Origin of the sequence: Enterobacter sp. 237C8 (assembly GCF_034106865.1) — a bacterium.
GTDB classification, from domain to species: domain Bacteria; phylum Pseudomonadota; class Gammaproteobacteria; order Enterobacterales; family Enterobacteriaceae; genus Enterobacter; species Enterobacter asburiae_B.
On the sequence record NZ_JAWNDF010000001.1, the window covers coordinates 1,086,101 to 1,108,215 of the forward strand.

Here is a 22,115-nt window from a genome sequence, read left to right on the forward strand (position 1 = left end):
GCACCTTTAAATTCTAGAAAAGACTCAATATTTCACAAGGGAAGCGCATCAATTCCAAAAAAAGCCCCCACAAGGAGGGCTACAGGAGTCTCAGTTTCACATGCTCTTTTTATCGATGATTCCCTGGAGTTGGCATTCTCCGCATCAGAGTCTTGGATAGCCTGGCAGTTAACCAATAATCAACAAGCGTAAGCGAAAAGTATTAGGAATTTCCTCAGGCTGGCAGCCTTTAATAGTACTTACCTGTTGCATATGCTTCACATGATATTCCCAATAATCAGATTGATTTTTACTCGAAATTACATGCACAAATAGGAATGGGTAGAACTGCGTTCTGCCATAAAAAATGCCCCTTGTGAGGGGCAATTATGAGTTGAATCTTTTGTTATGTTTATGTGCTTCTTGCTCTAAGGCTTTGGCAAAATAACATCTCACTCAGATATTGCAAATTAAATGCACTTTTAAATGCAATAACGTGAAGCCCCTCATCTTGCGCTATCAATCTCAGGCGGAAACGGCAATCATTAATAGCTGGCTTCACTGTAGCGGAAGGTTTTGAATTGCCCTGTTCATAGCGGCAGTGATGTGTCTGATTGTTCTTCTTGTCATGCGCCAATTTTGAACAAATGAGGCTGCGGGCTTCCGGTGACTAAGCGACGATTCACAAGGATGTACCCTGCACCATGTGGCAAAAGCTCTTGTAATGATGAAGGAGCTTTTTTTATCATTATTTGGGGCATCACTGACGCTTGGGACCCCATAGGGGACAAGCTGAACGTTAGCCCATTCAGCATCTGTAACACAGGTAGTCTACTATTTACATACAGTTAGGTTAAAGGCAGCTTATCTATAACTGTCGCCTTACTTGATAGTGGAAATAGTAAACGGCCAAAAGAGGTAATAATGAAAATTGAAGAACTGACGCACAAGGCAGAGGAAGAAATTTCTGCCCTCATATCAAAAAAAATTTCAGAGTTACGAAAAAAAACAGGCCATGAAGTTTCCGAAATTGAGTTTATCGCTCGTGAAGCGATGACAGGTCTTGAAGGGTACGAGGTCAAAATCAAACTCCTTTAATCGTAACTTCACAAAACAAGGTCGCTCATGCGGCCTTTTTTATTGCTATTTGAAAGTGAGTGACGCAAGGAAAAAATATGGCAAAACCGGACTGGGGCGAGCTTCAGCAACGGTTCCTGTCCGAACATGCCGCAACCGGCGTATCACCGAAAGAGTGGTGTGAAGCGCAGGGACTGAATTATGCGACTGCCCGCCGATACATCAAAAAGCCTACTGCGCAAATTGTGCAAAAACCTGCGCAGAAAAAAATGCGCACTGCGCAAAAGGATAAAAGCGCAAATGAGCTGGTGGATGATGATGGGCTTACCGCTCAGCAGCGCTTATTTGTAGCGGAGTACCTGAAGGACAACAACGCCACCGCTGCCGCTGCACGTGCTGGTTATAGTGACCCAAACTACGGTCGTCAGCTCATAGCGAATCCTAACGTTGCGCAGGCCATTGCGCAGCAGCAAAAAGCCTCTATTGCGCGCACGCTGGGCAGTGCCGATGAAGTCCTTGCGCAGATGTGGCAGCTCGCCACTTTCGATGCAAACCAACTTTCACAATACCGCCGCGGCGCGTGCCGTTACTGCTGGGGCTTCGATCACCAGTATCAGTGGCGTGATGCCGTGGAGTTCGAAGAGAAAAGACTCGAGGCTGTTGAGCGTGACAGACGTGAACCCGAAGATTCTGGCGGTTACGGCTATGACCACAACAGAGAGCCTAACCCAGAATGCCCGCGCTGCAATGGTGACGGCATTGGGCAGCCTTACTTCCCTGACACTCGCAAACTCGCGGCAGCTTCTCGGCTCGCTTACTCCGGCGTGAAGGTTGGCAAAAACGGCGTCGAAATCACAGCTATCAGCCGCGAGCGGATGTTCGAAGCGGTCATGAAACGCCTGGGCCTGGCCGATAGTGAGTTCGCGCAGCGCCTGCAGCAGATTGAAATCGAGCGCCGGCAGCTTGAGGTCGAGAAACTCCGTAAAGAGCTGGCGGGTGATGGTGAGAACGATGAACCAACTCCAGTGCAGATCAATATCAACGTAGTGGACGCGAGGGCGGACGATGGGGATCAGCCCGACACTTAACATTCCTCAGGCGCGCTTCCTCGCAATGCAACACAAGTTCAAGGCTTACGTTGCCGGGTTCGGTTCCGGTAAAACATGGGTGGGTTGTGGCGGCATCTGTAAGGGGATGTGGGAGCATCCTAAAATCAACCAGGGTTATTTCGCGCCGACGTACCCGCAGATCCGTGACATCTTCTACCCGACGATTGAAGAGGTCGCCTTTGACTGGGGGCTGAGCGTCATAATCAATGAGGGGAACAAAGAGGTTCACTTCTACGAGGGGCGACGATACCGCGGGACCACAATCTGCCGTTCAATGGAGAAGCCCGGATCGATAGTCGGTTTCAAAATCGGTAACGCGATGGTTGATGAGCTGGACGTCATGGCGGCTGCTAAAGCGCAGCAGGCCTGGCGAAAAATCATCGCCCGTATGCGTTACAAGGTTGATGGGCTGCGTAACGGTATTGACGTCACGACCACGCCGGAGGGGTTCAAATTCGTCTACCAGCAGTTCGTGAAGGCTGTGCGTGAAAAGCCAGAGCTTGCGGCTCTATACGGACTGATTCAGGCCAGCACGTTCGACAATGCGAAGAATCTACCGCCTGATTACATCCCATCGCTGCTGAGCTCTTACCCTGACGAACTGATTCAGGCCTATCTGCGCGGGAAGTTCACCAACCTTAACAGCGGGACCATTTACCACACCTTCAACCGTAAGCTAAATAACTGTTCTGACGAGATTCAGGATGGGGATCCGCTGTTCATTGGTATGGACTTCAACGTGGGAAAAATGGCCGCGATTGTTCACGTTAAGCGTAATGGCCTGCCGCGTGCGGTTCGTGAGCTGGTTAAGATCTATGACACGCCGGCGATGATTAAGCGCATTCAGGAAGAGTTCTGGCGCTACGAGGATGGTCGCTACGTTAAAAACCGGGAGATTTACATCTATCCGGATGCATCAGGGGATTCACGCAAATCTCAGAACGCCAGCAAGACCGATATCGCTCAGCTCAACGATGCAGGATTCAGTGTCATTGTTGATGATGCCAACCCGCCGGTTAAGGACCGTATCAACTCAATGAACGCCATGTTCTGCAACGCCAACGGAGAACGCCGCTATCTGGTGAACGTTCAGAACTGCCCGGTTTACACCGAGAGCCTCGAGCAGCAAATCTGGGCGCCTAATGGCGAACCGGACAAATCAGCTGATAACGATCACCCCAATGATGCTGGTGGGTACTTCATCGTGAAGGATTACCCGATCGTGAAACCGGCATACTCAATCACCATGGACACCACTTTCTGATATGGCAAACGACGACATCACCTGGGTTCGGCCAGAACACCGGGCGGCTTCTGCTGCCTGGCGGAAATACAGGGACTTTTGCAAAGGCGCTGAGGCCGTAAAGGCTGCGGGTAATAAGTACCTGCCTTATCTCGACCCAACTGATAAATCCACGCGCAACCGTAAGCGTAATGAGGACTATCTGAGCCGCGCGGTGTTCTATGCGATTGCCGGTAATACGAAGATCGGCATGCTTGGGATGGCGTATCGCAAGGACCCCACGTTTAACGGTCCTGAAAAGCTGAAATACCTGTTGGACAATGCTGACGGGGCCGGTACAAGCATCTATCAGCAGTCACAGCTGGTGGCTGAGAACGTGCTGGAGGTTGCGCGAGAGGGCATTTACGTCGATTACGCTGAAGAATCCGATGAGGCGATCATCCTCCGCTACCCGGCAGAGAACATCATTAATTGGCGAACAAAGCGAATTAACGGGCGCGATCAGCTGGTGCTTGTGGTCCTGCGCGAATGCGTAGAAGAGCCGGATGGTTACGCTTACAAGGATGAAATCCAGTACCGCGAGCTGGCGCTGGAAGAAGGGCGGTTCATCTGCCGGGTATGGCGCCGGGCTGGTGGCACTGCAAGCGGAACCTACACCGTTGACAGTGAGTACCACCCTAAGCCGAAAGGAAAGGACTACTGGGATGAAATCCCGTTCACATTCGTCGGGGCCCAGAACAACGATCCAACTATCGATGATTCACCGCTGGCCGCGCTGGTAGAGATAAACCATGGGCATTACCGTAACAGTGCTGATTATGAAGACAGCGTGTGGTTCTGTGGCCAGGTGCAGCCGTACATGACTGGGCTCGACACCGGATGGCGCGATCACCTCGAGAAGAAGGGCGTGAAAATTGGTTCCCGATCACCGCTTTTGCTTCCCAAAGAAGGCTCGTTTGGTTATGCCCAGGCGCAGCCGAACATGCTTGCTAAAGAGGCCATGGACAGTAAGCGCGAATACATGGTGCAACTGGGCGCCCGATTGATTGAACAGAACGCCACGGCGAAGACAGCAACCCAGGCGAGTGGTGAGCAAACATCTTCCACATCCGTGCTCGGTATCTGCGTTTCAAACGTTTCCGAGGCCTACACGCTGGCGCTTGGCTGGTGTGCGAAATACCTCGGCGTTAAGGGCGAAACGACGAGTTACACCATCAATCAGGAATTCATCGCGAAGGTTGCTGAGTCGGGCATGGTGACGGCAATCGTCAACGCCTGGCAGTCCGGTGCGCTGCGCGATAGCGATATGATTCGCGCACTGCAGAAGCTTGACCTTATAGACCCGGCGGACAGTCCGGACGAGGTTATTGATGTGCTTCGCAATCAGGCACCAACGTTGACGGGAGGCTGATATGCCCACCATTAACGAAAGCCTACGTGATGAATCTATCGCACATTCCGTTTGGTTAAGCCGCTACGCCACTGGAGTGGCAAACCGGATGGTGAAGTTGCTCAACGAGACGGACGCAGAACTGTCAGCACGCCTGCTGGATGCGCTGGACAGATTGCCTCCGGAGAGCTTCACCGTTAATCGTCTGCAGAGTTTACTGGGCAGCGTGCGCGAGCTTAACCATCAAGCCGTAGCGTCCATGCAGGCAGGGCTCGAGAATGAGCTGGTGGCGCTGGCAAAGAACGAAGCCAGTTATCAGCTGAGCCTGTTCGGTTCCCTTCTTCCATCTCAGGTGCTAGCGCGATATCCGCTGCAGGGCATTACAGCCGACATGGTGTATGCCGCGGCGATGGCGCAACCCTTCCAGGGTCGACTGTTGAGTGAATGGGCGGAGAATCTGGAGTCGGACAGGCTGGCGCGTATCGTGAATGCCGTCCGCCGGGGTTATCTTGCCGGCGACACGGTAGAAACTATAGCCCGCAATGTTCGTGGCCACGCCAACAAAGACTATCGCGACGGCGCGCTGCAGATGAGCAGGGCAAATGCCGCCAGCATCGCTAAAACAGTCGTAAATCATCTGGCTGCCACAGCACGCAACAGCTTCACCAGTGCCAACAGCGATATCGTGAAAGGCAAACAGTGGCTGTCTACGTTGGACAATAAAACCAGCCACGACTGCGTTATTCGTGACCTGCTGCGCTATACCCTGGATAATAAACCGGTCGGGCATAAGGTGCCTTACCTACAGGGACCCGGGAAGATTCATTTCTGCTGCCGTTCTACTGAAACCCTAATTCTCAAGTCCTGGCGCGAACTCGGCATTGATATCGACGACATTGACGAGGGCACTCGTGCCAGCATGGATGGGCAGGTACCAGGTAACACCACGTATCTGGAATGGCTCGCGCGCCAGCCGGCACTACGCCAGGATCGGGTTCTGGGTGCCGAGCGTGGCCGTCTGTTCCGTGCGGGTGAAATCAACCTGGCTGATATGTTCACTGACAAAGGGGAATGGATAAGCCTCGAACGTCTGAAGCAGCTCTCAGGCACTGATATCTAACAACCATTTCATACATCACGCCCTGGCATCCGCCGGGGCTTTTTTATGGGCGAGGCCCGGCAAAATCCCAAGGGGAAATTATGTTAATTCGAAACATGCTTCTGAAATTTTACGCACCTGAAAGCGGCGGTGAGGGCAGCAGTGGCGGTGGTATCGAAATCACCCCAGAAATCCAGAAGCTGATTGATGAGCGCGTGACCAGCGAAGTCACTGGCCTAAAATCAAAAAACTCTGAGCTGCTGGGGACCATCAAGCAGCAAAAAGAAAACCTGTCTCGCTTCGATGGTATCGACCCTGATGCAGTGCGCGGGATCCTGCAGCGTTTTTCCGACGACGAAGAGGCAAAGCTGATTGCCGCCGGGAAAATCGATGAGGTGCTCGATAAGCGCACCGAGCGTCTGCGTGCTGACGTTGATAAGCAGATTAAAGCCGCAAATGAACGCGCCGACAAAGCCGAAGCGTTCTCCAACAAATTCCGGGATCGAGTCCTGGGCGATGCAATCCGTGCAGCAGCCTCAAAAGCTGGCGCGCTGCCGGAAGCATCCGACGATCTGATTCTGCGTGCCAAAGGCACATTCCAGCTCAACGACGAAGGCGAGGCCGTAGCAGTTGATGCAAATGGCGATGTTCTGTTCGGTAAAGACGGCAAAACCCCACTAAGCCCGCTTGAGTGGGCGGAGTCTCTTAAGGAGACGGCTCCGCATCTGTTCCCACGCGCGGAAGGCACCGGCGCGGGCGGACACAAACCAAACGGTGGTGGCAGCCTGAAACGTTCCGAAATGAGCGCCAGCGACAAAGCGGACTACATCCGCAAGCATGGCCAGCAGGCCTTCCTCAAACTTCCGAAATAAGGGATTAACCCATGTCTACCACTGTTAATAGTGACCTGATCATTTATGACGACCTGGCGCAGACCGCTTTCCTTGAGCGCCGCCAGGACAACCTGGCTATTTTCAACGCGTCCTCCAACGGTGCGATCCTGCTGGATAACGAGCTGATTGAAGGCGATTTCCGCAAGCGAGCCTTCTACAAAGTGGGCGGTTCTATCGAATCGCGTGACGTTAACTCCACCGAAAAAGTGACGGGTAAGAAGATTGGCGCCGGTGAAGCCGTATCCGTCAAAGCGCCGTGGAAATACGGTCCATACGAAACAACCGAAGAAGCGTTCAAACGCCGCGGCCGCTCTGTAGACGAGTTTTCCGAAGTGATCGGCACTGATGTGGCTGACGCGACGCTGGAAGGCTATGTGAAATATGGCCTGAAGGCGCTGACGGCAGCTATTGGCGCCAACGCGGACATGGTGGTTACCGCCGATATCGAAACAGATGGTAAGAAGACCCTGACGCGCGGCCTGCGTAAGTACGGCGACAAGTTCAACCGTGTTGTGCTCTTCGTTATGCACTCCGCCACTTACTTCGACATCGTGGATGAGGCGATCGCCAACAAAATCTACGAAGAAGCTGGCGTGGTGGTTTACGGCGGGCAGCCGGGCACGCTGGGTAAACCTGTGCTGGTGACCGATACCATGGACGCGGATGCGATTCTTGGGCTGGTGGCCGGAGCGGTCACCGTCACCGAGTCGCAGGCGCCGGGGTTCCGTTCCTACGACATCAACGATCAGGAAAACCTGGCGATCGGGTACCGTGCTGAAGGCGTGGTGAATGTCGACCTGCTGGGTTACAGCTGGGATACCTCAAAAGGTGATAACCCGGACCTGACCAAAATCGGCACTGCAGGTAACTGGAAGAAGCACTTCACCAGCAACAAATCTACGGCTGGCGTGCTCATTAAACTGGGATCCGCAGCGGGGGAGTAACGCTGTCAGCGGATAAAACCTCCGCAACCGCTGACAGCACCGATGCGGTCACCATTTCCCTGAAGTACACCCTAAACGGCGCAGGTGTTTCCGGCAAAACCGTTGCCTGGAATTCAACCGGCGGCACGCTCAGCACTGCCAGTTCTCAAACCGGCTCTGCTGGTGGGGCGACGGTCAAACTCACCTCTGATACGGCAGGTACTTTCACAGTCACTGGTACTGTTGATGGTATTGCTAAATCGAGTGAGGAAATCACCTTCACCGCACCTGCAGCTGGCTAATCGATGGGGCGTAAGCCCCATTCACCGGATGCTCAGATGATTAATAATGATATCACCGCCGCTGACGTTAACAGTTACGCCAGCGAAGATGAACTGGCGTCATTTGCCGCGCTGAGAGGGATTGAGCTGCCTGAAAATCTCGCACCGTTACTGATTAAGGCGATGGACTACCTGGAAGGGCTTGATTGGGTAGGTTCCAAAGCAGCCCCTCGACAGCCGCTGGCATGGCCACGCGTGAATGTCGTTCTGGATGAACATGATTTCCCGCCGGATGAAGTACCACGGCAGGTTATAACCGCGCAGTGCATGCTGGCGGTAGAGGCAATCGACGGCGATTTACTCTCCAGCGTGCGCGAAGCCGCTGTGAAAACCGAACGTGTCGAAGGTGCCGTAACCATGACTTATGCGGTTGCCGACGGTGAGGTGTTTACGCCAACTTACCCGGCGGTAATGGCTATTCTCGGCGACCTGGCTGGTGGGCGTGGATATGCAATCAATACTTTCGCGGAGCGCGCGTAATGACCATCAACTATCAGCGAATGCAGACGACAACGACTCGTATGCTCAAGCAGAACGGCATTGCATACAACGTCACGCGTAAGGGCACGTTAATCGTCATCGGTGGTGTAGAGCATCGTTCCGATGATATCCAGTTCACCGCCACAGGAGTGAAGACGGATTACTCGCCAGGTGAAATTGACGGAACCGTCATTGAAAACGGCGATGTTCGGATTGTCTTCAGTGCTGAGAAGGACATTAAAACCGGCGATCTGATCGACGTGGACGGCGTAAGCCACCGCGTAGTTAAACCAAACCCCGTGAAACCGGGCGCTATGGTGCTCTGCTACAAAGCTCAGTTGAGGGCATAACATGGACGATAATAAGGCGTTCACGGCTGCCATCACCGCGTTCGTGGACAAAGCCAAAGCGAATCAGGAAGCGGTCGTACGTGCTGTCGGCATTCGGATCCTTAATCAACTGGTGATGATGTCACCTGTCGGCAACCCCGAACTCTGGGGCATCAACCAGACGGCAGCCTCTTACAATCAGGCGGTATACGACCATAACGAAGCGCAAAAATCGGACCCTGCCAACCTGACTAAAACCGGACGGCTTAAGAAGAAAGCTCGACTGGTTGATGGGATGGATATCAAAGCACCGCCGGGGTATACGGGCGGACGCTTTCGCGGTAACTGGCAGGTGTCTTTTGATGCACCGACCACAGATGAAATGGGACGTGTAGATAAAACCGGAAATCTGACAAAAGCCGCAGGGAATTACACGCTGTCGCTCTTCAAAGTCGGGATGAAGGCCATTTATTTCTGCAACAACGTGCCCTATGCCTACCCGCTTGAAATGGGGCATTCCACACAGGCTCCGGGCGGTATGGTCCGCATAACTGCAGCTGAGTTTCAACGCTTCTTTGAGGAAGCTGTCAGGGAGGTGACTAAGTGATTCCTGATATTGCATCTGCACTGGCCGCCAGATTGGGTGCCTGGGCCGATGCCGAGGGCATTTCGGTTGCATGGGAGAACGTGCCGTTCACACCTCCTGCTAACGAGATGTACCTGGCCGTTCACGATATGCCCGTTACGCCGCGAACAATCGATCTCGGATTGCGCTGCCGGACTTATTCAGGCGTGTACCAGATTAATGTCGTGGCGCCAGCCGGCTCCGGCCGTACCTCCGTCGTTGCTCTGGCTGACCGCGTGGCTGAATTGTTCCCCGAGGGGCAGGAGATTGAAGGCAGGGGTTTTACATGCTGGATAGATCAAACGCCTGGTGTTTTCCGCGGGATCACTACATCTGTCTCTTATACCGTTCCCGTTAGTCTCAATTATCGAGCTGATATCTCCAGCTAATCCTCACAACCTACTAAACCTGACCGGCTCTTTGCCGGTTTTCCCGTTTCTAAAGGAGTAACCAATATGGGCTTTGCATTGCCTAATGGCGCCCACGTCTATCTGGCATCGGGCTATGGCCCAGCCATATCTTTCACCGGGGCGACGAACGCCGAAAATATGGTGATCACCGTGAGTGAAGCGGACGCACTCAAGGTGGGTGATATTGTTCATGTGAACTGCAACTGGTCCGGTGTTGATAACGTCATTGCAAAAATTGATGCGATTGCCGAAAGCGCCGTAACTCTTCGCAATATCAATACCACCAACAAAAACAAATATGCCGCTGGTGGCGGTACCGGTTCGATCCGCAAGGTTCTTGAATGGACCGAGCTGCCGCAAATTACTGAGGTGTCGAAATCTGGTGGCGATCAGAACACCACACAGATTCAGTTCCTGAGCGACGACCGCCAGCGAAACCTGAATACCTATAAATCCGCAGTCTCTCAGACCTACTCGATTGCTCACGACTCAACTCTCCCGGTATATCCGTTGCTGCGCCAACTGGACGAAGACGAAGAGACGATTGCGGCTTACATGTACGTGCCGAAGGCGAAGGAAAACCGTTACTGGGCGGCCACGGCGTCCTTTGACGATACGCCAACTACTGCAGTTAACGAGGTAGAGACAGTGAGTGTGGTGCTAAACCTGCAGTCACCGGCGATGACGTTCTACAAGGTGACTGACGCTGCCGCCTAGCCGTCAGAGCTTTCACTATTCCATGCCTCCCATTGTGGAGGCTTTTTTCAGTTAAGAGGTATCGATGGCGACCAAATTCACTCTTCAGCCCAAACCAACATTTAAAGCCAATGTCTCGATCCCCCGAGCCGGCGATGAGGATGGTGTGCTGACCTTCACGTTTAATCACAAGCCACTCAAAGAACTTGCGGATCTGGAGAAAATGGATGGCAAAACCGCCACTGATTTTCTGATGGAAATCATTGCTGGCTGGGCACTTCCCGACGCATTCAACGCGGAAAACCTGTCGGTGCTGCTGGAGAACTATCCGGCGGCGATGAAGGCCATCCCGGAAACCTACTACCGCGAGCTGATGGGGCAGCGCGAAAAAAACTGATAGCGGTTGCCTCTGCGTTCTATACGCCTGAACCCACCGCGGCAGATCTGGCGCCTTACGGGCTTACGCCGGATGACTATGACGATAATTTCGTAGATGTCTGGCCCGATATCTGGCCTTCATTCCTGGTATTTCAGGCTGTCAGCACGCAATGGCGAACGGGAATGGGCGGCGCGTCCGGGCTCGACTATAACGTTTTGCCTTGGGTAATGCGTCTGCACAACGTCGACGACGAGGCAACCGCGCTTTCGGACATCCGGGTGATGGAAAGTGCTGCGCTAAAAATTATGCATAAAGAGAGGGCGTAATGAGTAACGATATCGCCACGATTTCCCTGCGTGTAAATACCAGTGAGCTGGAGCGCGGTAATCAGGCACTGGATCGCTTTCAGGAGACCGCGTCCGCCGCGGCAGGTAAAGCGGATGACCTGAACAGTACGTTCCGCACCGGTATCGACAACCAGAAGAAGAACAGCGAAAGCCTGAAGCAACAGCGCCAGGAGCTGCAGAACCTGTTGAATAAAATCAGCCCGGTCAACAAGGCGCTGGATGAACTGGACACGATCCAGGAGAGCCTGGCGAAGTTTCGCGGTAAAGGGCTGGTGGGAGACGAGGACTTTACTCGCTACAACAGCGTGCTTGAGACGACCCGAGCTAAACTGGCGCAGGTCATGGAGTCTGAGACCGCAGAGGGGCGGGCTCGCATTGAACAGGCACAGGCAGCGCAGCGTGCAGCGGCGGCGGGCAAAACCTTTATCGATTCGCTGGAAGAGCAGGTCACAGCAATCGGAAAAACGCGCGCAGAACTGTTAGAGCTAAAAGCAGCCCAACTTGGCGTGTCCGATCGTGCTGCACCGATGATCGCCCGACTGAAAGAGCAGGAGGAAGCGTGGAAGTCAGGAGCGATCAGCGCGGGGCAATACCGCAACGCGATGCGTTATCTACCAATGCAAATGACCGACATCGTAACTTCATTGGCGTCCGGTATGCCGGTTTATATGGTAGCCATTCAGCAGGGTGGCCAGCTGCGCGATTCGTTTGGCGGTGTAGGCAATGCTCTGAAAGCGATGTTATCGATGGTGACTCCTGCCCGAGTGGCCATTGGTGGCCTGGCCGGTGCTGTTCTGATTGCTGCAAAAGCGGGAGCGGACTACTTCACAGCCTACGACGAAATTAACAAGGCCATTATCAGGACTGGCAACATTGCAGGCACGTCAGCGCTCCAGATAATGGCTTCCTCCCAGTCGATTGCTGCCTCTACTGGCGCTACTGTAGAAACCGTTCAAAGTCTGATGACTGAACTGATTAGCATGGGATCGCTTACACAGCAGCAGCTTGAAAAAGTGGCAGGCTCTACGGCACTAGCAGTTCAAACCGGTATTGTTTCGGCGCAGGACATCACCAAGGCATATCAGGATATAGAAAAGGATCCGGTTAAAGCCCTTCAGAGTCTAAACGAACAATACAATTTCCTGACTGTTTCGCAGCTTAAGCACATTGATGAGCTGGTGAAACAGAAGGACCAGACCGCGGCCGTTACACAGGCTATGGACCTGTTTGGCGATACGATGGCAGAACGTGGAGAGCAGGCTTACGACTCGCTGACACCGTTTGGTCGCCTGTGGCTGGATATCAAAGACTGGGCGTCTGAGGCCATGCAGAATATCGGTCAGTGGGTAGCTGAGCTGGCATCAAACACACTGAAGGAATTCAACGCAATTTATTACAGCGTTGCGATAGTTTTCCAGAAACTGAACCAGATCATTTCTTCCTCTATCGCTGCCGCGATTAATCTCGTTCCTGACTGGGCGAAAACAGATACTCTGCAGGGATGGCAGGACTATAACGAACAAATGGCCGGTGCTTATGGCGACAGCGTTTCTCAGCTGAAAAAAGACTGGGATGCCGCAGACATTAGTGCAAGTAAATACCTTGATACCACCCGCAAGATAAAAACCGCGACCACACAGAAGGATCGAGAAGAAGTCGCTGCTTTTGGCAAAAAGTCGAAAACCGGAAAGCAGGGCACTATATCGGCTGGCGATCGCAGCACGGATGCTGCTCAGGCCGAGTTACTGGCGCTTCAGGCACAGTTACGCGCGCTGCAGCAGCATAAAGGGTTGAACGACACCATCAGCCAGCAGCGCAAAGATCTGTGGACGACTGAAGCGAAATTTCAGGTGCTGGAGGAGGCCTTGCGTTCACGTTCACTGACAAAGCAGGAACAATCCCTGCTGGCGAGTAAAGACCAGGCGCTGCAGTTAGCGCGGCAGAAAGCCCTGTTGGGTGATCAGATTTCCGCGCAGGAACTGCTGAACAAGCGCATGGATACCTCGCAGAAATACGTCACGCAGATGGCTGAGAAACAGGCCGCATTACTGGGTGGCGCGGGGATGAGTGACCGCCAGGCGCAGCGAGAGCTGGCAAAGAGCCAGCTCGCCGCCGGCTGGAAAAATTCAGGTGGTTCGCTGGATGATGGCGGATATAAGAAGCAGCTTAAAGCGGCGAATGATTACTATGATGCAGAGGACAGGTTGCGTGGCGACTGGTTGACCGGCGCGAAAAAGGGCTGGGCTGATTTCGAAGACAGCGCGACCAATGTCTACTCCCAGGTGCAGACGGTTACCAGCAACGCATTCACCGGCATGGCCAGCACCCTGACTGATTTCTTCACAACAGGTAAATCTAACTTCTCAGATTTCCTTTCCACTTTCCTCAAGGGCATCGCCCAGATGCTGACCCAACTGGCTCTGGTTAATGGAATGAAGTCAGCGTTTGGTGGAACCGGTATCGGCGCGTTCTTTGGTTTCTCAGGTGGTGGTTTGGTCCCCGGTTTTGATGGAGGCGGCTACACGGGAGATGGCGGTAAATACCAACCGAAAGGCGTTGTACACGGCGGTGAGTTTGTGTTTACGAAGGAAGCGACAAGTGCATTAGGTGTTGGCAATCTCTATGCGCTTATGCGTGGAGCTCAGGGGTATGCAAACGGTGGTTATGTTGGCACAGCCCCAATGTATGGGCTGCAATCGAATGCAGCTGGCGGCGTAACCGTTCAAACTTCCGTGGTCGTTCAAAACCAGAACACTCACCAGCAGACTTCCGGCAATAACGATGCTATTTCTCGGGCTTACAAACAGACCATCGATCAGTCTGTTCGTACTGGAATTGCCAAACAGCTTCAGCCTGGTGGTCTAATCTGGAATGCGACGAGATCGAGATGATGAATAGTGACCGTTATTTGTTATATCCCTTTTTGGTAATCGTGCCATAAATAACCACCATCCGGGCATTTTGACTGGTATGATTATGTCACTGAAATTAATGGCTTAAGGGACACGAAATGGCTTCAGTTAAGGTGACGGCTCTATGGGTCGGGGATGAAAAATCGAGTATTTCATTCGTTTCTCCAGTTCTGAATGACAAAAAACTCAATTATGACAATGCTTCCTTCGGTTTTGGCGTTGTAGAAAACTACGAGACATGGGGAGTCGAACGATACCCATTTGTAATGGAAGAATTTGGGAAAGGTTTAGCCCTTCTTGATTGGGGGTCAACAATCCACAAAAACATAGCCACAATTGATGTATTGGATGTCCCTCTAAATGTTGACGGCATCATTACATACAACGAAATTGACGAGAACGGATCGCAACGTGGGCCTTATGTCTACCGAATCTCGACTGTGGAATCGTTTTAATAATAAATAGGATCTCACGTGATTAACCCAGCCTTCGCTGGGTTTTTTTATGCCCGGAGGAAAGGTGGCGATCGAAACATTTACCTGGCGAACCCAGATTCAAGCGGGAATGGAAGGGGAGTTCACTTACGCAACACGCTCTGCATCCTTCGGAGACGGCTTTGAACAGATCGCCGGTGAAGGCATCAATCCTGGAAAACAGTCATGGCAAATGACCTTAACGGGAAAAAAGGCAGAGATGCTCGATGCGCTGAGTTTTTGCCGCAAGCACATCACAAAATCCTTTATCTGGACGTCTCCTGTTGGCGAAACCGGTTTATACCGGATTGAAGCTGATTCCATTAAAGCCCAGCCGCTATCCAGCAAAGTGATGACCATAAAAGCAACCTTCAAACAGGCATACGCACCATGATTACTGAAGATTATCAACGCCTCGAACCGGGTGAAAAAATACGTCTTCTTGAGGTCGACGGTTCTCCGTTTGGTCTGGACGACGTTCTGCGCTTTCACGCTTATAACCTCCCGCATACTGAAGAAGAGATTGCGGCTACTGGTGGCGACGAATCAAAGTTAAAGGCGAAGAGTATCTGGTGGCAGGGAGAAGAGTATGGTGCCTGGCCATATAAGCTCGAGGGACTGGAAGCGTCAACCGATGGCAGTAGCGCCCAGCCGACGCTCACCGTTGCCAACATTGACAGCTCTATCACAGCGCTCTGTCTGGCCTATGACGATATGCTGCAGGCCAAAGTTACGATTCATGACACTTTTGCGCATTACCTGGATGCGCGCAATTTCCCGGATGGAAATCCAACAGCAGATCCCTTGCAGGTGAGAAAGCGGGTTTTCTATATCGACGGTAAAAATAGCGAGCTTCCCGGTGAAAGTATCGAGTTTGTTCTTACCAGCCCGATGGATCTGCAGGGGTTGATGATCCCGACCAGACAGTTGCATTCCCTTTGCACATGGTGCATCCGGAACAAGTACCGCACCGGCGATGGGTGCGATTATGCCGGCACGCTTTACTTCGACAGAAACAACAATCCGGTAAGCGATCCCTCATTGGATGAATGCAACGGTACGCTCACCGCCTGCAAGCTTCGGTTTGGTGAACACAATGAACTTCCTTTCGGTGGTTTTCCAGGAACATCTTTGATCAGGAGTTAACATGCGTCAGAAAACAATTCAGGACATCCTGGCGCATGCTGCGAAAGACTATCCCCACGAATGCTGCGGCGTGATAGCGCAGAAAAGCCGGGTGGAACGCTATTTCCCATGCCGTAATCTGGCTGCCGAACCAACGGAACAGTTTCACCTTTCGCCAGAGGATTACGCTGCTGCTGAAGACTGGGGGACGATAACGGGAATCGTACATAGCCACCCCGACGCGACGACCCAACCAAGCGAACTGGACAAGGCTCAATGCGATGCAACGTTGCTGCCCTGGCATATTGTCAGTTGGCCGGAAGGAGACTTTCGTACCATTACTCCCCGCGGTGAATTGCCGCTGCTCGGGCGCCCGTTTGTGCTCGGACACTACGACTGTTGGGGGCTGGTGATGAGCTATTTCCGGCAGGAGCTTGATGTCGAACTTAAGGATTACCGTGTTGATTATCCGTGGTGGGAGGAATCCTATCTGGATAATTTCTATCAGGATTGCTGGTACGAATGTGGTTTCCGCGAATTCAGTGGATCACCGATGCCGGGCGATTTGATCATCATGCAGGTGGAATCGAATAAGTGGAACCATTCAGGGATCTTGCTGGAGGGGAATATGCTTCTCCATCATCTTTATGGTCACCTCAGTCAACGTGTGCCATATGGAGGGTACTGGATGGAGAGAACCATGAAAATTGTCAGGCATAAAAGCCTAATCATGCAGGAGGGATAATGTGCGAATCCGTCCGTACTGTTCGTTTATATGGTGTTTTGGGTACTACGTTTGGCCGCGAATTCCAACTTTCGGTAGCCTCACCAAAAGAAGCCATCCGCGCATTGTGCGTTATCGTGCCAGGCTTCGAGCGTTTTTTGAATACCAGCAAGCAGCGCGGCCTAACCTACGCTGTTTTCAGCGGTAAGCGTAACCTGAACGATGATGAGCTCTCTATGGATCAGAGTACAGCTGACATCCGTATTGCGCCGGTTATCCTCGGGAGTAAACGTGGTGGAGTATTCCAGACCATCTTAGGCGTGGCTTTGGTCGCAGTTGGTGCTGTGGCGTCATACTTTGGCGGTGGTGCTGTCGGCGTTCCTCTAATGCAATTTGGCGCTGCGATGGCCCTTGGCGGTGTCGTACAAATGCTCTCTCCACAGACAACCGGACTTGCCAGCAAGCAATCGGCAGACAACAAGGCCAGTTATGCCTTTGGGGGAGTAACCAATACGACAGCCCAGGGTAATCCTGTGCCGCTCCTTTACGGCAAGCGCCGCATCGGTGGAGCGATCATTTCTGCTGGCATTTATGTTGACGATCAGCAGTAGCTATAGTGCCAAACTAAGAGTATCTTCTTGAAAGAACGCATTATAAGACTGGAAATGCTTATGGATGGTTATGCTATAGACTTTCAAGATTTGCTTGGATTAAGAAAATTAAACGAGCCTGGTTTGGACAGAAGGGCGTTCACAGACTGGGCTGAAAACCAGATTTCTGCTGGCAATGAGTCTTCAAATCTTTTGATTTTGGCATCTTTGGGATTAGATAAGGAAATCTCGAAAGATGAGGTGTTTCGCTATTTTGATGGCTACGTTGATGAGATTGGAGAAGTGATGCCAACTGAACGAGTCGCGTTCATATTGGCAATGAGACTAACATTCAAAAAGCTCGCCTATTCTGAACTTGAGGATGATGTCTGGAGTGAATTAACTAGAACTTTTGTTAAATGGTATGACTTGCCAAATGGCCTTTTATATAGAGTAATGACGTACTGGAGCGCATTGCATGATGATTTTACAAATAATTATGAATATGAGGTTGGGTATTATTACCTGAACTATCCGCGACACGGTGACATTCCTCGCTCGAAACAATTAGAGTACGTTCGTAATTGTGCAATTCGCTTTCTCCGTATTTTCGATGAACACTATTATTTTGGTTTGCTTATCAAATAATATTTAATTCAACATTGTTCTAATCATGGTCACCTCTGGGTGGCTTTTTTTATGGGCGCAATATGGCTATAGCAACCGCTATTAAAGGCCGCAAGGGCGGCAGTTCAAGCTCAAGAACTCCTACAGAACAGCCAGACGATCTGCAGTCAGTAGCCAAGGCAAAAATCCTTCTCGCGCTGGGAGAGGGGGAGTTTGCTGGTGGCCTTACTGCGCGCGATATTTATCTCGATGGCACCGCACTTGAGAACGCAGATGGTTCACAGAACTTCAGCGGTGTGGCGTGGGAGTTTCGTTCTGGAACTCAGGCGCAAAAATACATTCAAGGAATCCTGGGTACCGAAAATGAAATCAATGTAGGCTCCGAAGTTTCCAGCTCTACAGCGTGGACGCGCACGTTCACCAATACGCAGCTTTCAGCTGTTCGCCTGCGTCTAAAATGGCCTTCTCTCTTCAAACAGGAGGATGATGGCGATCTGGTTGGCTATTCGGTCAACTATGCAATTGACCTTCAGACAGATGGCGGCTCCTGGCAGACAGTGCTGAATACCAGCGTGACCGGGAAAACGACGTCAGGTTACGAGCGCAGCCACCGTATTGATTTACCTCAGGCGGGTAGCACTTGGACCATCAGGCTGCGCAAAATTACAGCCGATGCCAATAGCGCGAAGATTGGCGACACGATGATGCTGCAAAGCTTCACAGAAGTAATCGACGCCAAACTTCGATATCCGAACACTGCGCTTTTGTTCATTGAATTTGACTCGAGCCAGTTCAATGGCTCGATACCGCAAATATCCTGCGAGCCTCGCGGACGTGTTATCCGTGTGCCCGATAACTATGACCCAGAAACACGAACGTACAGCGGCATCTGGACGGGCGCTTTTAAGTGGGCATGGACAGATAACCCTGCGTGGATATTTTACGATCTGGTGGTCACTGACCGCTTCGGCCTTGGTAATCGGCTAACGGCAGCCAATATCGACAAATGGACGCTTTATCAGGTCGCTCAATATTGTGATCAACCGGTACCGGATGGTAAGGGTGGTAGCGGAACTGAACCTCGTTACACCTGCAACGTATACATTCAGGATCGAAATGACGCTTACACCGTCCTGCGTGACTTCGCCGCCATTTTTCGAGGCATGACCTACTGGGGAGACGATCAGATTGTTGCCCTTGCGGACATGCCCAGAGATGTCGATTTTACCTACACGCATGCTAACGTTGTCGACGGCAAATTCGTATATTCCAGCAGCACAACCAAAAGTCGCTACACAAACGCTCTTGTATCTTGGTCTGATCCGGAAAATGGGTATGCTGATGCAATGGAGCCCGTCTTCGAGCAGGCTCTGGTGGCGCGCTATGGTTTCAACCAGCTTGAGATCACCGCCATCGGGTGCACCCGACAGTCTGAGGCAAACAGGAAAGGGCGCTGGGGGATCCTGACCAACAATAAAGACAGGGTTGTAACGTTTGACGTTGGTCTGGACGGCAATATTCCTCAGCCGGGCTACATAATTGCTGTTTCTGACCGAAATCTTTCAGGGAGAGATTTAGGTGGTCGATTATCCGCGGTTAATGGTCGTGTAATCAAACTTGACCGGGTGCCAAGTGCTAAGGCCGGTGACAGGATAATGGTAAACCTGCCATCGGGCATTACCCAATCCCGGACGATTCAGTCCCTGTCCGGCGAAATGGTTACCGTGACAACTGCCTTTAGTGAACTTCCGCAGGCTGAGGCTGTATGGGTTATTGAATCTGATGAACTCTATGCGCAGCAGTACAGGGTAATTAGTGTCACCGATAACAATGACGGGACATATACCATCACGGGGGCAAATCACGATCCGGATAAATATGCCCGTATCGATACAGGTGCCGTTATAGATCAGCGGCCGGTAAGTGTCATCCCTCCAGGTAATCAGTCGCCGCCAGTCAACATCGCGATCAGCTCGTTTTCGGTGATTCAGCAAAATATCAGCGTCGAAACCATGCGTGTAAGCTGGGACCAGGCACAAAATGCCATCGCCTATGAGGCGCAATGGCGCCGCAATGACGGGAACTGGGTTAACGTGCCGCGCAGCTCCACCACGTCATTCGACGTCCCGGGGATTTACGCCGGACGGTACCTGGTGCGCGTGCGTGCTATCAACGCAGCGGAAATTTCTTCCGGGTGGGGATATTCAGAAGAGAAGACGTTGACCGGCAAAGTGGGCAATCCGCCCAAGCCAGTGGGCTTTATGGCTACGGCCATCAACTGGGGTATTCGTCTGAACTGGGGCTTCCCGGCAAACACCGGCGATACGCTTAAAACGGAAATTCAGTACACCGCTAACAGTGACTTTTCCGATCCGTTGCTGCTATCGGACGTACCTTATCCATCTGCTGAATATACCCAGCTCGGGCTGAAAGCCGGGCAGGAATTCTGGTATCGCGCGCAGCTGGTTGACAGAACGGGTAACGAGTCCGGCTATACCGACTGGATCAGGGGAATGTCTAACGATAATGCTGATGATTATCTGGGTGAAATCGCAGACGATTTCCTTACCTCGGCCGACGGCGACCGTCTGACCAGCGATATTGATACCAATCTCGAAGCTGCAATGCAGAACGCGCTGGCCAACCATGGAACAGTTGAACATCAATGGGCGCAATACGGAGAAGTACGTGCCGATATCCTGGTTGTGAAAACGACTATTGCTGAGGTAGATAGGGCAATGGCCGAAATGTCGACACAGGTGCAGGCGCAGATCGACAACGTCACCGCTTCCCTGGAAGACAAGCTCACAGCCGTCGTCGATGCCTCCGGTGCTTCGGCAATCTACACCCTCAAAACAGGCGTGAGGATAAACGGGGTGATGTACAACGCCGGGATGTCGATTGCTGTGCTTGCTGAGGCCGGGAAACCGGTAGTTACCCGTATTGGGTTCAACGCTAATCAGTTTGTACTTATGAGTGGCAGTGGTGACGCGCAGTATTCACCGTTCGCGGTGGTTAATGGTCAGGTCTTTATGAGCTCAGCATTTATTCAGGATGGCACGATCACAAATGCCAAAATTGGCAATTTCATCCAGTCCAATAATTACGTTGCTGGACAATCCGGATGGAAACTGGATAAAGGTGGTACCTGGGAAAACTACGGTAGTGACGGCCAGGGTGCAAGAAAGACCACGAACGTTACTGACAGCATCAGGGATGCGAACGGTGTCCTCCGCGTACAGATTGGCAAACTGACAGGAGTGTTCTGATGTCATGGGGTATACAAACATGGGATGCGAGTGGAAGTCCAAATAACTATGGCATTAAGCCAGTTTCGGTTGTTGGACGTATTCCACTAGCGGCAGGGCAGAACTCAGGGGCATGGAGCTTTAGCCTACCTCAGGGGTTTAAAGTGGGGTTTGTTGTTTCTCTTGACGAGGGGGGAAACAGTGTCGGACGCAGAATTGTAGCGAGCGGGAACACCATTGCTGTGACACCCGCATCAGAAACGGGCTTGGGCAATTATCCGGCATCTAAATGCGAGCTGATTATTTTTATGGAGAAAGCATAATGGCTGATTATGGTGCGATGATATTGATGGATAATGGAAATCCCTTCGTTACGCCGCAATCAACTCCATTCTGCCTCTACGGTAAATACACCTTTAGCTCCTCACCTAACGGCAGTTCACAGCAGGTGACGCAATATCTTTCTATACCTGCAGATTATCCGGTAATGGTGTTTATCAAAACTACTGATACGGCGCAACCGACACCAGTCGTGTCATATCGACTCGGAGGAAATGTTTATATTGGTGGTGTGAACCCGTATAACCAGAGCTTTACGCTTACTGCCTATGTCTTTGCAATATTCCCGCAAACACTACCAGCGTGGGGATTTGCAATCTGGGATGCTACGGGAAAACTTGTTCTGACAAACGAATCAAGGGTTCTTTCTGATCTGCAAACAGTGGGCACTGCAGGTGCAAACGGAGGCATAAACATAGACCAGACATTGTCTGGATCTTGGGCTGTAGCTCCTGCACAGCTTGGTCAGACAATTATCACCAATAACGCGACCAAGCCTCCGACCATTTATACGATCAACGCGTATTCATCGTGCAGATTTAACGGAGGCAGTACAAGAATAAACGCAGGTGGGACATCTACCGGGACAGGCTCACCAGGCGGTGGTACCAATACGGGGATGTCTTTAACTGCCATCAATACAACTGCTTACGATTAAACGATCGTTCAAAACGATCAATCTAAAAATATTGATCTATAAAATCTATTTTCATTGTTTTTTCCTCTAAGTTAACGTTTTAGAGCGTTTATTTTTCTC

25 protein-coding genes are annotated in these 22,115 nt (G+C 51.8%); all 25 read left to right on the forward strand.

Annotation, left to right across the window (positions count from 1 at the left end; all coding sequences use genetic code 11):
* The first annotated feature begins 903 nt into the window (after positions 1-903).
* The 25 genes from USF70_RS05360 to USF70_RS05475 all read left to right on the forward strand — a co-directional run bounded on the left by USF70_RS05360 (position 904) and on the right by USF70_RS05475 (position 22,016).
* On the forward strand, positions 904-1,077 hold the full coding sequence (locus tag USF70_RS05360; protein WP_065419808.1) for a GnsA/GnsB family addiction module toxin: 174 nt from the start codon (positions 904-906) through the stop codon (positions 1,075-1,077).
* 77 nt (positions 1,078-1,154) lie between these two features.
* Entirely contained in the window at positions 1,155-2,144 is a 990-nt protein-coding gene (locus USF70_RS05365) for a terminase small subunit (protein WP_320735354.1), read from the forward strand.
* On the forward strand, positions 2,122-3,429 hold the full coding sequence (locus USF70_RS05370) for a terminase large subunit domain-containing protein (protein WP_073001200.1): 1,308 nt from the start codon (positions 2,122-2,124) through the stop codon (positions 3,427-3,429). The genes USF70_RS05365 and USF70_RS05370 overlap by 23 nt, the downstream gene beginning before the upstream one ends.
* A gap of 1 nt (position 3,430) precedes the next feature.
* Positions 3,431-4,819, forward strand: a complete 1,389-nt coding sequence (locus tag USF70_RS05375) for a DUF4055 domain-containing protein (protein ID WP_320735355.1) — start codon at positions 3,431-3,433, stop codon at positions 4,817-4,819.
* 1 nt (position 4,820) lies between these two features.
* The gene (locus tag USF70_RS05380) at positions 4,821-5,918 is read left to right on the forward strand and encodes a hypothetical protein (protein WP_143347134.1); all 1,098 of its coding nucleotides are present in this window, start codon (positions 4,821-4,823) and stop codon (positions 5,916-5,918) included.
* An 80-nt stretch (positions 5,919-5,998) separates the two neighbouring features.
* Positions 5,999-6,769, forward strand: coding sequence for a hypothetical protein (locus tag USF70_RS05385; RefSeq protein WP_143347133.1), 771 nt, complete (start codon positions 5,999-6,001; stop codon positions 6,767-6,769).
* A gap of 11 nt (positions 6,770-6,780) precedes the next feature.
* A complete protein-coding gene (locus USF70_RS05390) occupies positions 6,781-7,734 on the forward strand; it encodes a major capsid protein (protein ID WP_046092056.1) in 954 nt (317 codons plus the stop codon).
* Positions 7,735-7,787: 53 nt separating this feature from the next.
* Positions 7,788-8,015, forward strand: a complete 228-nt coding sequence (locus USF70_RS21735) for an Ig-like domain-containing protein (RefSeq protein WP_407057495.1) — start codon at positions 7,788-7,790, stop codon at positions 8,013-8,015.
* 36 nt (positions 8,016-8,051) lie between these two features.
* Positions 8,052-8,534 (forward strand): DnaT-like ssDNA-binding protein, encoded by a 483-nt coding sequence (locus tag USF70_RS05395; protein ID WP_143347132.1) that lies wholly within the window; start codon positions 8,052-8,054, stop codon positions 8,532-8,534.
* Positions 8,534-8,884, forward strand: coding sequence for a hypothetical protein (locus USF70_RS05400; RefSeq protein ID WP_320735356.1), 351 nt, complete (start codon positions 8,534-8,536; stop codon positions 8,882-8,884). Before USF70_RS05395 ends, USF70_RS05400 begins: the two co-directional genes overlap by 1 nt.
* Before the next feature lies 1 nt (position 8,885).
* Positions 8,886-9,470, forward strand: a complete 585-nt coding sequence (locus USF70_RS05405) for a hypothetical protein (protein ID WP_143347129.1) — start codon at positions 8,886-8,888, stop codon at positions 9,468-9,470.
* Positions 9,467-9,877, forward strand: a complete 411-nt coding sequence (locus USF70_RS05410; protein ID WP_143347128.1) for a DUF4128 domain-containing protein — start codon at positions 9,467-9,469, stop codon at positions 9,875-9,877. Before USF70_RS05405 ends, USF70_RS05410 begins: the two co-directional genes overlap by 4 nt.
* Before the next feature lie 66 nt (positions 9,878-9,943).
* On the forward strand, positions 9,944-10,615 hold the full coding sequence (locus USF70_RS05415; protein ID WP_143347127.1) for a phage tail protein: 672 nt from the start codon (positions 9,944-9,946) through the stop codon (positions 10,613-10,615).
* A 64-nt stretch (positions 10,616-10,679) separates the two neighbouring features.
* On the forward strand, positions 10,680-10,991 hold the full coding sequence (locus USF70_RS05420; RefSeq protein WP_143347125.1) for a phage tail assembly chaperone: 312 nt from the start codon (positions 10,680-10,682) through the stop codon (positions 10,989-10,991).
* 47 nt (positions 10,992-11,038) lie between these two features.
* Positions 11,039-11,299 carry a DUF1799 domain-containing protein gene (locus tag USF70_RS05425; RefSeq protein ID WP_069719119.1) on the forward strand — a complete coding sequence of 87 codons (261 nt, stop codon included), beginning with the start codon at positions 11,039-11,041 and terminating at the stop codon, positions 11,297-11,299.
* Positions 11,299-14,211, forward strand: a complete 2,913-nt coding sequence (locus tag USF70_RS05430; RefSeq protein ID WP_143347124.1) for a phage tail tape measure protein — start codon at positions 11,299-11,301, stop codon at positions 14,209-14,211. Before USF70_RS05425 ends, USF70_RS05430 begins: the two co-directional genes overlap by 1 nt.
* 119 nt (positions 14,212-14,330) lie before the next feature.
* The gene (locus tag USF70_RS05435) at positions 14,331-14,687 is read left to right on the forward strand and encodes a hypothetical protein (RefSeq protein ID WP_275019017.1); all 357 of its coding nucleotides are present in this window, start codon (positions 14,331-14,333) and stop codon (positions 14,685-14,687) included.
* Positions 14,688-14,751: 64 nt separating this feature from the next.
* Positions 14,752-15,099 carry a phage tail protein gene (locus USF70_RS05440; RefSeq protein WP_316379559.1) on the forward strand — a complete coding sequence of 116 codons (348 nt, stop codon included), beginning with the start codon at positions 14,752-14,754 and terminating at the stop codon, positions 15,097-15,099.
* Positions 15,096-15,851, forward strand: a complete 756-nt coding sequence (locus tag USF70_RS05445) for a phage minor tail protein L (protein WP_320735357.1) — start codon at positions 15,096-15,098, stop codon at positions 15,849-15,851. Before USF70_RS05440 ends, USF70_RS05445 begins: the two co-directional genes overlap by 4 nt.
* Position 15,852: 1 nt before the next feature.
* Positions 15,853-16,575: a C40 family peptidase gene (locus USF70_RS05450; protein WP_320735358.1), complete on the forward strand. Its 723-nt coding sequence runs from the start codon at positions 15,853-15,855 to the stop codon at positions 16,573-16,575.
* Positions 16,575-17,165: a tail assembly protein gene (locus tag USF70_RS05455; protein WP_265460931.1), complete on the forward strand. Its 591-nt coding sequence runs from the start codon at positions 16,575-16,577 to the stop codon at positions 17,163-17,165. Before USF70_RS05450 ends, USF70_RS05455 begins: the two co-directional genes overlap by 1 nt.
* Positions 17,166-17,225: 60 nt before the next feature.
* Positions 17,226-17,792 carry a hypothetical protein gene (locus tag USF70_RS05460; protein ID WP_052194043.1) on the forward strand — a complete coding sequence of 189 codons (567 nt, stop codon included), beginning with the start codon at positions 17,226-17,228 and terminating at the stop codon, positions 17,790-17,792.
* Between the two features lie 62 nt (positions 17,793-17,854).
* Positions 17,855-21,040, forward strand: a complete 3,186-nt coding sequence (locus tag USF70_RS05465) for a host specificity protein J (protein ID WP_320735359.1) — start codon at positions 17,855-17,857, stop codon at positions 21,038-21,040.
* Positions 21,040-21,342, forward strand: a complete 303-nt coding sequence (locus tag USF70_RS05470) for a hypothetical protein (RefSeq protein WP_073001239.1) — start codon at positions 21,040-21,042, stop codon at positions 21,340-21,342. Before USF70_RS05465 ends, USF70_RS05470 begins: the two co-directional genes overlap by 1 nt.
* Complete coding sequence (locus USF70_RS05475) at positions 21,342-22,016, forward strand: hypothetical protein (RefSeq protein ID WP_168979325.1); 675 nt, start codon at positions 21,342-21,344, stop codon at positions 22,014-22,016. The genes USF70_RS05470 and USF70_RS05475 overlap by 1 nt, the downstream gene beginning before the upstream one ends.
* Positions 22,017-22,115: the final 99 nt, after the last annotated feature.